The organism is Dickeya undicola (assembly GCF_000784735.1).
GTDB lineage: Bacteria > Pseudomonadota > Gammaproteobacteria > Enterobacterales > Enterobacteriaceae > Dickeya > Dickeya undicola.
This window is the reverse complement of the sequence record NZ_JSYG01000004.1, coordinates 496,903-508,288: the sequence shown is the minus strand read 5'-3', so window position 1 is coordinate 508,288 and position 11,386 is coordinate 496,903. Positions and strand designations below refer to the sequence as shown.

The following is an 11,386-nucleotide window of genomic DNA, read 5'->3' as shown; positions in this document are numbered from 1 at the left end:
GCGCTGGAGCCGCCGCGACGCCCGCCGCTTCGGCTCTGCCCTTGCCCCTGATGGTCGGTTTGCTGTGTGGTGGCTCCGTTGGCAGGTTCTGATTGTGATGGATGGAGATAACGCCAGGCGAAAAAAATGGCGGCAATAACAACAGCCAGTATCAGAAAACGAAATAAGCGTGTGGCGTTCATAGCTATGGAAGGAACCTCCAATCAGCACAGGCCAAGATAAGCCCATGAAACACTGAATATTATGATACTAGTTTAAACAGCGAACGGAGGACAAAAATGGAGGAAATATGGAAGATATGTCAGGGTTTGTAGAAAAGACTCCCCGGCGTGGTGAGCGCCGGGGAGATAACAGCAATATGTCAGCGTAATGTCATTAGCAAGACGCGTGGATTACAGCACCAGACCAGCAATAGCGGCAGACAGCAGGCTGACCAGCGTAGAACCATACACCAGTTTCAGACCGAAGCGGGAAACCGTGTTGCCCTGAGCTTCGTTCAGCCCTTTGATCGCCCCAGCAACGATGCCAATCGATGAGAAGTTGGCAAAAGAAACCAGGAAGACTGACAGAATGCCCACGCTGCGCGGCGACAGTTGACCCGCCACTTTTTGCAGTTCCATCATGGCAACGAATTCGTTGGATACCAATTTGGTCGCCATAATACTGCCGACCTGCAACGCTTCAGCTTTCGGAATGCCCATCACCCAGGCGAGCGGATAGAACACGTAACCCAGGATTTCCTGGAAGCTCAGGCCGAATACTGCGCTGAACAGGGCATTAATAGCGGCTATCAGGGCAATAAAGCCGATCAGCATGGCCGCAACGATCACCGCAACCTTGAAGCCAGCCAGAATGTACTCACCCAGCATTTCAAAGAAGCTCTGACCTTCGTGCAGGTTGTTCAGATGCAGTTCTTTCTCTTCGTTGGTGTCGTAGGGGTTGATGAGCGACAGCACGATAAAGGTACTGAACATGTTAAGCACCAGCGCCGCTACAACGTATTTGGCGTCCAGCATTGACATATAGGCACCGACGATCGACATGGACACGGTAGACATGGCGGTAGCAGCCATGGTGTACATCCGCTTCTCGGACATCTGGCCCAGAATGTCTTTATAAGCGATAAAGTTTTCAGACTGGCCCAGAATCAGCGAGCTGACGGCGTTGAAAGACTCCAGTTTGCCCATGCCGTTGACTTTGGACAGGATGGTCCCGATCAGACGGATGATGAACGGCAGGACCTTGATGTGCTGCAAAATACCGATCAGTGCGGAAATAAACACGATCGGGCACAGGACTTTCAGGAAGAATACGAAGCTGTTGTTGCCGATATTACCGAAGACGAAGGTGGTGCCTTCGCCAGCGAAACCGAGCAGCTTGTCAAACAGACTTGCAAAGCCTTTAACGAAACCCAAACCTGCGCTGGAATAAAGGAAGAAATAGGCGAGCAGAATTTCAATGACTAAAAGTTGAACAATATACCTAACGCGAATGCTCTTGCGATCGCGGCACACCAGTAGTGACAGGCCGGCGACAACAAGCAGCGCCAGAATAAATTGCAGAATGTTGGACATGTTTGCTCCAAATTATGATAGGGGCCGATTTTTGGTCGTCATTTTATGTAACGTTTGCGCTTAAAATGAGACGTAAGGCGCAAAAGCGAGATTATATCGCGGAAAATAACCTAAACTAAAGCGTGGGTCTCATAGCATTCACTTCTGTCTGGGTGATGTCAGGGTAATTTCATCATGTCTGACCAGAAAATGCTGTGATGAAGATTCCCCGTCGGCAACCTCGCCGGGCTGGGAAACAACACAAGGAGATGACAATGCCTGCGTCTGACGCATTACGAGAACTGGGACATTCAGGAATTCGGGTGCCGTTGCTGACTTTTGGCGGCAACGTGTTTGGCTGGACTATTGACGAGTCAGCCTCGTTTCGGGTGCTGGATGCCTTGCTTGAGCAAGGACTGTACTTCATTGATACCGCAGATGTGTATTCGACCTGGGCTCCAGGCAATCAGGGCGGTGAATCGGAAACGATAATTGGCAATTGGCTGAAACAGCGTGGAAACCGTGATCGGGTCATTATCGCCACCAAAGTGGGCAAGGATATGGGGGGTGATCGGCATGGGTTATCGGCTGCCTACATCCGCCGGGCAGTGGAGGATTCATTGCGTCGTTTGCAGACCGACTACATCGACCTGTATCAATCCCATGATGATGATAAAAGCACTCCGCTGGAAGAAACACTGTCGGCGTTCGATGCGCTGATCCGTGAAGGCAAGGTCCGCGCCATCGGTGCATCCAATTATGAAGGCGAACGTCTGGCGCAGGCGTTGCAGGTCAGCAAGGATAACCACCTGGCACGTTATGAAACCCTGCAACCGGAATACAATTTGTACGATCGCCAGCACTATGAAACCACGTTAGAGCCGGTGGTGAAGGCCAACGGGCTGGGCGTGATTGGGTATTATTCGCTAGCGAGCGGCTTTTTGTCTGGCAAGTACCGCTCAGCTGCCGATGCTGCAAAAAGCGCGCGTGGTCAGGGCGTGGTGGAACGTTATCTCAATCCGCGCGGTCTGGCGATTCTTGAGGCTCTTGATCAGGTGGCCGAGGCGCACCGTACCACGCCGGGCCAGGTGGCGCTGGCGTGGCTGATTGCCCGGCCTGGTGTGACATCGCCGATAGTCAGTGCCACCTCGGTCGAACAGGTGGCGGAACTGGCCAGCGCCACCCGGCTGACGTTAACGCCTCAGGACATTGCTCTGCTGAATACGGCAAGTGCTTGATCGGTCGTCATCGGTCGCGATAGTGGTTAACTATCAAACCGCTATCGCTGATAGCCCGCTGGATAACGATATATCCTGTCCGCCATGCCAGCGGGGTGAGTGATAGCCCAGTTTCCAGATGCGTGGCTGCTCACCCCAGTCACTTCTCTCGCCGGTTCCTGGTGATTTGCTGCGTCGTCATATTAGGTGGGGCAGTCCACAGGGCTCGTTGAGCGAAATCTACGCTACGGATAGAAAAGGTTCTTGATCGGACGTTTTACTGGAAGAAATAAAAAAACAGCCTCTGCGAAACAGAAGCTGTTTTTAATGGAAGTAGCCGTAATCTTATGAGATTACTTCACCTCTTATAAACGTCGTCTCAGCGGCGATTAAGCCTGAGGCTGAGTTACTACGTCTTTGATGCCTTTCACTTCGATCTCTACGCGACGATCCGGTGCCAGGCAATCGATCAGTGCAGCACGAGCTTTCACGCTGGTGCAGGTAGAACCGCTAACCGGGTTAGCTTTGCCCATACCACGAGCAGAGATCTTGTTAGCCGGGATACCTTTGTGAACCAGGTAATCAACAACAGTCTGTGCACGTTTGGTGGACAGAGTCTGGTTGTACTGGTCGGAACCCAGACGGTCGGTGAAGCCCAGAACCACTACGGAGCCATCTTTCGGATCCAGAGTGCTCAGCTGAGAGTACAGCTGGTCCAGAGAACGCTGACCTTCCGGTTTCAGGGTTGCTTTGTTGAAGTTGAACAGTACGTCAGACTTCAGAGTGAAACGTTTGGTCTGAACAACCGGAGCCGGAGCCGGAGTCGGGGCCGGAGCAGCAACCGGAGCCGGAGCCGGAGCAGCAGTTTCCTGACCGAAACGGTAAGAAACACCTACGCTCAGCAGGCCATTGTCCGGACGACCACCAACGGTGGAGGCATCACCAATGTTGCTAACCCACTGGTAGTCCAGACGAGTTGCCCAGTTTTTGGTGATAGCGTACTCAACACCTACAGCAGCCAGCGGAGAAACGCCGGTGTCGTGGTCGTTCAGGCCAGAATTGTCATGGCTATCTGCGCGCCATACAAAACCACCCAGACGGGTATAAACGTCCAGATCGTCAACGATCGGATAGCTCAGTTTTGCTGCCAGCTGAATGCCTTGAGCTTTGAAGCTGCCCTGGTTGCCGCCGTTATACTTCATACGGCCCAGCCAGTCGTAGCCCATTTCAAAACCCAGGTACGGGTTAGCTTGATAACCACCGAATGCACCAGCACCCAGTTGGCTCTGCGCTGCGTTGGTCACATCGTAACCATTGCCAGTCAGGGCGGTATCGTGGTACTGGGACCAACCCAGTTTACCACCTGCATACCAGGTGTTATCGTTCGGTGCGGCTTGTGCTACGGTAGCAAAGCCAGCCAGTGCCACTGCAATCGCGATAGCTGTTTTTTTCATTTTACGCCTCATTATCATCCAAATCGGCCATTAACTCTGAACGTTAATTTGCCTTTGGTTAAAATCCTTTCTCGGAGATATTGCCCTTGGTCTAATTACGTGCTGCCAGTGAACTGACGTTATGAAAGGGCAACTCCAGCGAGCTAAAGTCTACAACGTGGTGAGAAAGTTACAAGTATGATGTGACAGGCGTCATAAGAAAAACAGCTGTTCGTACATAATTACTAACAAATAATGGACGATTTTGTCAGATTAACCTGATCTCTCTTGATATTAACACTTTGCAATAACACCTCAGACACCCGTATTCCGGGGATTATAGGTAGCCTGCGACATCCCTGTAAGAAAACTCCTAATATTCATTCAGTGATACAATCTGGAATGAATTTTTAGTGTAGAAAATGGTCCTGTGATTGTTTTTTCCTCTGGACGCATAATAAATCCATAGGTATTTCCATGCTGTGCCGCTATTTGTAACCGCATTTTTTGTTCATTATTCAACTCATTTGGCAGCCAGCACAATACGGCACTGTAATTACCCGTCAGCAATGCTTTCTCCATTGCATCAACGGTTGATACCGGGTTGATGCGATGCAATTCAATCATTTTTTCCAGCGGCAGTCCTGCCTGTTGTAGCCATAAACGGCTGAGTTTCTGCTGTGGAGACAGCCAAAGTAACCAGCGCGACTGCGCCCCCAACTGCTGTAATAGAGGAAGCAACAGCGGCGTCAACATGGGGTGATCACCACCATAAACAATTTCGCTGATGAACCCGCTGGAGGCGGTTTTCTGCATCGCGTTATGGCTCAGGTGCGACGAGTGGCAGACAGGGCGAGAACGGATGGTTTGAGTGCGCATGATTTCTTTACCTCACAGCATTACTGTATGGGTGTACAGTATCTTTTGTGTGAACAAAGATCAACCGGAATTTCTGAAAGCGCTTCGCATAATCATTATGTCGTTGGCTGCATAACATTTTTTGTATTTGAAGACGCCGTTTTGCTGTGTTTAATTAATTGTTCCAGTTATGGATGTCTCTGGTGAACAGGAAAAAACGTTCAATACAAGGAAGAAGTAATGAAAGGACTATGTGATAAAAGGATTTTGCAGGCAAAAGCGGTGTTTGCTCCACTGGGAAATATCTTATCCCGATCTCAGTTCGGCGGTTACAGCATTGCAGCGGACGGCGTAATTTTTGCGCTTGTTTCCAGCGGAGAACTCTATTTGCGTGCGGCGCAGGATAACGAGGACTTTTTCCTTGATCGACTGACGCCCAAACTGATTTATACCAAACGTGGGCTGCCGGTATCACTTAATTATTATTTGGTGGGCGAGGTGCTCTGGCGGGATGAACCGAGATTGCTGGAGCTGGCATCGCAATCGCTTCAGGGAGCCCGACAGGATAAAGCCACCAAAAAACGGTGCATCAGATTGAAAGACCTGCCAAATATCAATCATGATCTAGAGCGGCTGCTCTGGAAAGTGGGGATTAGAAATATCGATGAGTTGCACCGGCTCGGGGCAAAAATCAGCTACCTTAAACTGCGGTCGGTCAGCCAGAATTTGAGCGTGAATGTTTTGCTGGCGCTGGCCGGTGCCATTTGCGGTGTTCATCAGGCTGCGCTACCTCAAGGTATGCGCAGCGAGTTGATTGAATGGTTCGAGAGTACGCGCCCGCGTGATTTCAGGCCTCCCCGGCTTAATTAGTGCACGGGCTCTTGCGGCCGATTCTCTTCGGCGATCATCTGGTTTTTTAGCAGTGTCAGTTCCGGCAGTAGGCCAATGATGAGGTTAACCTGTTGCAATACCAACTGTTCTTTACTGTCCTGCTCTGGTGACTGGGCATGGATGCGGCTTTTCAGCATTTCCAGTTCCTTGTCCAGTGCGGCCTGGTCGCCGTTGCCCTGATGCAGGGCGTCATCAACATAGCAAACGGCATCATTTAATAACTGTAGGGTGTCGGTTGACTGGATGTGCTCGCGGTGCGCACCCAGCGTGGAGATATACCCCAAGAGGGTGTGATTGAGGCACATCAATCTGAAAGCATTCTCCAGCGTGTTCGGCCGGGCATGTGGTTCGGCGGACATATTGGACACCACCGAAGCCAATTCAGCATCGCTGTTATGGGCGTCGCGGCGGGCAATCCGGTAAGGAAGCCCGTTGTCTTTGCCCTGATGATACTGAACCATGATAGCGTCAAGGTAACGGCAATTATTGTTCATGGCCTTGTTGATCACCGCAGGCAGACCGCGAAATTTCCAGTCCGGCCAGATAAAGCTAACCGCTGCCCAGGCAATGCCACAGCCCAGCAACGTATCGACCACTCGGGGAATGGCAACTTCCAGTCCTTCGCCCAGCAGATTAAAACACATCAATACCAGCAAGGTGATAAACAGCGTGGCCTGCGCATACTGCACGGTGCGGAACGCGAAGAACAGTACGCCGCTGATGACAATCAGCGCCAGTTGCCCTTCCAACGACGGAACAATATACAACAGTGGCACACCGATCAGCACGCCGCCGAGTGTCCCGACAATACGCAGCGCCAGACGCCGTCGCGTGGCGTTGTAGTTCGGCTGGCAGACAAACAGGCTGGTCAGCAGGATCCAGTAGCCGTGGTGCAAACCGGTCAATTGAATAATGGCGTACCCGATGCACAGAACCAGTGACATGCGTACTGCGTGACGGAACAGCGCCGACTGTGGCGTAAGATGACGGTTGAGACGTAACCGGATATCGCTCCAGCCAGCGATTTTATCGTCAGATAGCCGATTTTCTGCCGGAAGATGGTGATTATGGCGTTCGAGCGTCTGTTCGGACTGAATATTGATTAGTTGGGCGTCAATTGCTCGTAAGTTATTGAGAAGATGACGTAATGCCTTGATGGATAAGGTTTCCACGCCCTGAGAAGCCAGCCTGTCGATAGCGGCGTCCAGATGTGAGAAGGCGCGTTCGATACGGTAATCATGCCGGTATTTTTGCTGTAGCAAAATGGACTGTGACACTTGCAGGCAGGCGCGAGACAACATGAACAGCAAGCGCTGGAATCGAAACGGCACATCGCTGTAGCGCAGCGTGTGGCGCAGTTGCTCATACTGGATATGCGCCGAGCTGGCTCGCTCGTGGATATCTTGCGCGACAAAATAATAGTGCAGTGTGCGTCGGGTGCCGCGCTGACCACGATCACCGCGCAGCCGTGTCAGCAAGGAGGCTTTGGTCTGATTGAGCGTATCAACTAACTGACCGTTGGCCATCGCTACGTCGATCAACGGCTGATCGGTGTCGTCGATATCGGGGTCGAATAGGTTGGACTTGGTTTCCAGATAGTGAGCCAGTTGCTGGTAGCAGCGGGCCAGGTTGTCCTGTAGCGGTCGAATAGGGAACAGCAGGTGGCCGAGCAATGTCAGCAGGTTATACCACAACGCGCCCAGCAGCAGCAGAAACGGTTGCTGATACCAGTCGCTGTAAAGCGAAATGCCCAGCATGGTATAGATGGCGATCAGCAACGCGCCGAAAGCGATGGTGGCGTAGCGTTGCCCCAGCGAGCCCAGCAGAATAAAGCTCCAGGTCGAGATCGCCAGGCCGACGATAAATAACCAGGGGTACGGGTAGAGCAGTTCGATCGACACCGAGGCGACCAGAAAGCAGGCCAGCGTAATCAGCAGATTAAACAGACGGCCGGACAACCGATCATCGAGATCGGTCAGGGCGGCGGCTACTACACCCAGCGTCAGGGGGATGGTGCTGGTGGGCACACCCAGCCACCAGGGTAAGATCGCCACACCGCTGAGAGCGATCAGGATCCGCAGGTTATACAGCCAACTGCTGTTGTAGATGACTCGACGCAGGCTGGTCGAAACGCTCAGTTGCACGATGATGGTCCGTTTCGGTTACTGATAACGCCGACGGGCGTTGGCTTCTCTGGCGGCTTGCGCTTCTTCTACCGACACTACGCGACGCCCCACTGGACAGAGGGCGATGACGGCAATCTTGAAATTGGCGATCCCAACTGGAATGCCGATGATAGTCAGGCACTGGGCGATGCCGCTGACAATATGCGACAGGCACAGCCACCAGCCGAAAACGATCAACCAGAATATATTCAGCAGAGTGCCGCCAGCGTTGAGCAGCGAACTTTTTTGCTCCGGCCGTAGCTCGTCGACATGGATGGCTTCATTGCCGTATGGCAGCAAAGAGAGCTTGGTTATTTCCCAGCATGAGCGTGTGAGCGGCAGGGTAAATACCAGCACAATACTGACGACGGTAGCCAGCAGCCAGGCGAGTGTTGTGAAAAAACCGCCCAGCACGAAATTCAAGATATTCAGTACAGCTCGCATGATATGACTACCCTCGGTCAAACCCTATGATGGGAAAAGAATTATCACATTATTAGCCGGGTTATTCTAACGTGTTTTTCTGGCTAGAGCGCGACGTCAGATAGCGGTTACACTACAACTTTGAACATTTCTTCTGAAAATGGCGCAGGGCTCATGGAACTGAAATCGACCGCGTTGGGTAAACATCTGGCGCAGCATCCCTACAACCGTGTGCAATTGCTGAATGCTGGTGTCAATGTCAGCGGTGAGCGGCATGAATATCTCATTCCATTTAATCAGTTGCTGGCGATTCGCTGCAAGAAAGGGTTGATCTGGGGCGAACTGGAATTCGAGTTGCCGGAAAACAAGGTGGTGCGCCTGCACGGTACTGAGTGGCAGGAGACACAGCTGTTTTTTCGGCATCTGTTCAAGTCCTGGCAGAGCTGGAGCCAGGAGATGAGCGACGTCTGCAAAGACGTATTACAGCAGCTGGTGGATGCGATTGCAGCACAAGAAACGGCGGATAGCTGGTTCAGTCGTCAGACGCTGACGCGCGTGCAGCAGGATATCCGGACGAGGTTCGCTGCACTGCCGTTGCCGCTGGTGCGGCTGGACGAGTTTGAACATTGCCGGGACAACTACCAGCGTTGTCTGCGCTGGCTAGAGCAGGGGGACGCTTTGCGCCAGTACGCTAACCAGCGCTGGACGGAGACGACCCTGACCGAGCAGAAAACGTTCTTCGATACCGTGGAAAGTTCGCCGTTGAACCTCAGCCAGTGCCAGGCGGTGGTGAATGGTGAAAACGCTGTGTTGGTGCTGGCCGGTGCTGGTAGCGGTAAAACGTCGGTACTGGTGGCGCGTGCTGCCTGGTTGCTGCATCGGGCTGAGGCGTCAGCACAGCAGATCCTGCTGCTGGCGTTTGGTCGGCAGGCGGCGGATGAAATGAACGGTCGTATCCGTGAGCGGTTGCATAATGACGAGGTGCAGGCCAAAACCTTTCATGCGTTAGCACTCCATATCATTCAGCAGTGTAGTCGTAAAGTTCCAGCGATCAGCCAGTTGGAAACCGACGGTGCGCATCGACGCGCCTTTCTGATCCAGCACTGGCAGCAGCAATGTGACGAAAAGAAAACCCAGGCGAAAGGATGGCGACAGTGGCTGACCGAAGAGCTGGAGTGGACGCTGCCAGAGGGGAATTTTTGGCAGGATGTGGCGATTGCGTCACGGTTGGCTGGTCGGCTGGAGCGGTGGCTGGGGCTGATGCGGATGCACGGTGGCACCCAGAACGACATGCTGGCGCTGGCTGACGACGAAACGCGCCCGTTGTTTCAGCAGCGGTTGCGGTTAATGGCACCACTGCTGAAGGCCTGGAAAAAAGCGCTGAAAGACGAAGGTGCCGTGGATTTCTCTGGCCTGATTCATCAGGCTATCGTCTGTCTGGATAAAGGCCGTTTTGTCAGTCCGTGGCGGCATATTCTGGTTGACGAGTTTCAGGATATCTCCCCCCAGCGCGCCCGCTTGTTGGAGGCACTACGACGGCAGGTGCCCGATAGCAGTCTGTTTGCGGTGGGGGATGACTGGCAGGCGATCTATCGCTTCAGTGGCGCTGAGTTGACGCTCACCACGGCATTTGAACAGCACTTTGGCGAAGGCGCACAGTGCGTGCTGGATACCACTTACCGTTTTAATCACCGCATTGGGGATATTGCCAGTCGCTTCATTCAACAAAATCCGGCTCAACTGAAAAAAGCACTCAACAGCTTGCGAGACGGCAATAAAAAATCGGTGGTGTTGTTGCCGCAGGAACAGCTCGACGCCTTGCTGGACAAGATGAGCGGGTATGTGACAGCAGAAGCGCGCATTCTGGTGCTGGCGCGTTACCACCATTTGCGGCCTGATGTGCTGGAAAAGGCGCGGACTCGCTGGCCGCACTTGCATCTTGATTTCATGACCATTCATGCCAGCAAGGGGCAGCAGGCAGATTATGTCATTGTGCTGGGGCTGCATGAAGGGCGTGACGGTTTCCCCGCACCACCGCGTGAATCTGTGCTGGAAGCGGTGTTGTTGCCGCGGCCGGAACCTTTTCCTGATGCGGAAGAGCGCCGATTGTTATACGTGGCGTTGACCCGAGCGAAGCATCAGGTGTGGCTGCTATACGATCGTGATGAACCCTCGGTGTTTGTGGATGACTTGCATCAGTTGGGTGTACCGATACAACGCAAACCGGGCTGACGGTTTCTCTTCGGGTGGGAAAGACTGGCCGGGTGACCGGCCAGGTCTGACGTAAAAACGGTGGTTACTTCAGGCGACCCTGAAGATAGCGCTGATAATCTGGAATCGTGACGGAAACCGGCTGGCGGAACAGGGTAGAGTTGATCAGGAAGTCAGCGGTGGAGCGGTTGGTGGCGACAGGAATATTCCACACGGTTGCCAGGCGCAACAACGCTTTGACATCGGGGTCATGCGGCACAGCGTTCAGCGGATCCCAGAAAAAAATCAACATGTCGATTTTCTCCTCGGAGATCAGGGCACCCACCTGCTGATCACCCCCCATCGGCCCACTTAACATACTTCTGACCGGCAGGCCGGTGTGCAGTTGAATCAGGTTGCCGGTGGTGCCGGTAGCATATAAATGGTGCTCTGCCAGTTGGGTTTTGTTCGCGCTAACCCATGCCAGCAATGATTCTTTACAGTGATCGTGCGCAACCAGTGCGATGTGCTTATGCACCTCGATTGTGCGGGTGGTGTACTCCATGGCGACATCCTTCGAACAGTATAGTTTTTACAGATTACGGAAACACGGTTTCAGTGAAAAGCGGCAGACTGAAAAAATGCGAGCATCTTTC

At 52.9% G+C, this 11,386-nt stretch carries 9 protein-coding genes and 1 pseudogene; 3 read left to right on the top strand and 7 right to left on the bottom strand.

The genetic code is table 11. From position 1 onward, the window contains the following. Window positions 1–182 (bottom strand): annotated as a pseudogene (locus OB87_RS19620) (multidrug transporter subunit MdtA); the annotation flags it as partial. Between the two features lie 210 nt (window positions 183–392). After that, entirely contained in the window at window positions 393–1,574 is a 1,182-nt protein-coding gene (locus OB87_RS03100) for a NupC/NupG family nucleoside CNT transporter (protein ID WP_033567942.1), read from the bottom strand. 254 nt (window positions 1,575–1,828) lie between these two features. Between OB87_RS03100 and OB87_RS03095 the strand changes: the two genes are divergently transcribed. After that, window positions 1,829–2,791, top strand: a complete 963-nt coding sequence (locus tag OB87_RS03095; RefSeq protein ID WP_033567941.1) for an aldo/keto reductase — start codon at window positions 1,829–1,831, stop codon at window positions 2,789–2,791. Window positions 2,792–3,159: 368 nt separating this feature from the next. Here OB87_RS03095 and ompA read toward each other — a convergent pair whose 3' ends face one another. Both ompA and sulA read right to left on the bottom strand, forming a co-directional pair. Beyond that, window positions 3,160–4,224 (bottom strand): porin OmpA, encoded by a 1,065-nt coding sequence (ompA, locus tag OB87_RS03090; RefSeq protein ID WP_033567940.1) that lies wholly within the window; start codon window positions 4,222–4,224, stop codon window positions 3,160–3,162. A 363-nt stretch (window positions 4,225–4,587) separates the two neighbouring features. Further along, window positions 4,588–5,082, bottom strand: a complete 495-nt coding sequence (gene sulA / locus OB87_RS03085) for an SOS-induced cell division inhibitor SulA (RefSeq protein ID WP_033567939.1) — start codon at window positions 5,080–5,082, stop codon at window positions 4,588–4,590. A 219-nt stretch (window positions 5,083–5,301) separates the two neighbouring features. Here sulA and OB87_RS03080 point away from each other — a divergent pair, with 219 nt between their 5' ends. Beyond that, window positions 5,302–5,931, top strand: a complete 630-nt coding sequence (locus tag OB87_RS03080; protein ID WP_033567938.1) for a TfoX/Sxy family DNA transformation protein — start codon at window positions 5,302–5,304, stop codon at window positions 5,929–5,931. Here OB87_RS03080 and yccS read toward each other — a convergent pair. Next, window positions 5,928–8,096 carry a YccS family putative transporter gene (gene yccS / locus OB87_RS03075; RefSeq protein ID WP_033567937.1) on the bottom strand — a complete coding sequence of 723 codons (2,169 nt, stop codon included), beginning with the start codon at window positions 8,094–8,096 and terminating at the stop codon, window positions 5,928–5,930. The genes OB87_RS03080 and yccS overlap by 4 nt on opposite strands. Before the next feature lie 18 nt (window positions 8,097–8,114). Beyond that, window positions 8,115–8,561, bottom strand: a complete 447-nt coding sequence (locus tag OB87_RS03070; RefSeq protein WP_033567936.1) for a YccF domain-containing protein — start codon at window positions 8,559–8,561, stop codon at window positions 8,115–8,117. Between the two features lie 153 nt (window positions 8,562–8,714). On the opposite strand from OB87_RS03070, the gene helD reads away from it, so the two are divergent. Further along, window positions 8,715–10,772, top strand: a complete 2,058-nt coding sequence (gene helD / locus OB87_RS03065; RefSeq protein ID WP_033567935.1) for a DNA helicase IV — start codon at window positions 8,715–8,717, stop codon at window positions 10,770–10,772. A gap of 64 nt (window positions 10,773–10,836) precedes the next feature. On the opposite strand, the gene OB87_RS03060 is transcribed toward helD, so the two are convergent. Next, the gene (locus OB87_RS03060) at window positions 10,837–11,295 is read right to left on the bottom strand and encodes a methylglyoxal synthase (protein ID WP_033567934.1); all 459 of its coding nucleotides are present in this window, start codon (window positions 11,293–11,295) and stop codon (window positions 10,837–10,839) included. Window positions 11,296–11,386: the final 91 nt, after the last annotated feature.

Bases quoted from the DNA above. Each gene is read 5' to 3' on its own strand.
- OB87_RS03100 (WP_033567942.1), bottom strand. From the start codon at position 1,574: ATGTCCAACATTCTGCAATTTATTCTGGCGCTGCTTGTTGTCGCCGGC.
- OB87_RS03060 (WP_033567934.1), bottom strand. From the start codon at position 11,295: ATGGAGTACACCACCCGCACAATCGAGGTGCATAAGCACATCGCACTG.
- helD (WP_033567935.1), top strand. From the start codon at position 8,715: ATGGAACTGAAATCGACCGCGTTGGGTAAACATCTGGCGCAGCATCCC.
- OB87_RS03080 (WP_033567938.1), top strand. From the start codon at position 5,302: ATGAAAGGACTATGTGATAAAAGGATTTTGCAGGCAAAAGCGGTGTTT.
- ompA (WP_033567940.1), bottom strand. From the start codon at position 4,224: ATGAAAAAAACAGCTATCGCGATTGCAGTGGCACTGGCTGGCTTTGCT.
- OB87_RS03070 (WP_033567936.1), bottom strand. From the start codon at position 8,561: ATGCGAGCTGTACTGAATATCTTGAATTTCGTGCTGGGCGGTTTTTTC.
- sulA (WP_033567939.1), bottom strand. From the start codon at position 5,082: ATGCGCACTCAAACCATCCGTTCTCGCCCTGTCTGCCACTCGTCGCAC.
- OB87_RS03095 (WP_033567941.1), top strand. From the start codon at position 1,829: ATGCCTGCGTCTGACGCATTACGAGAACTGGGACATTCAGGAATTCGG.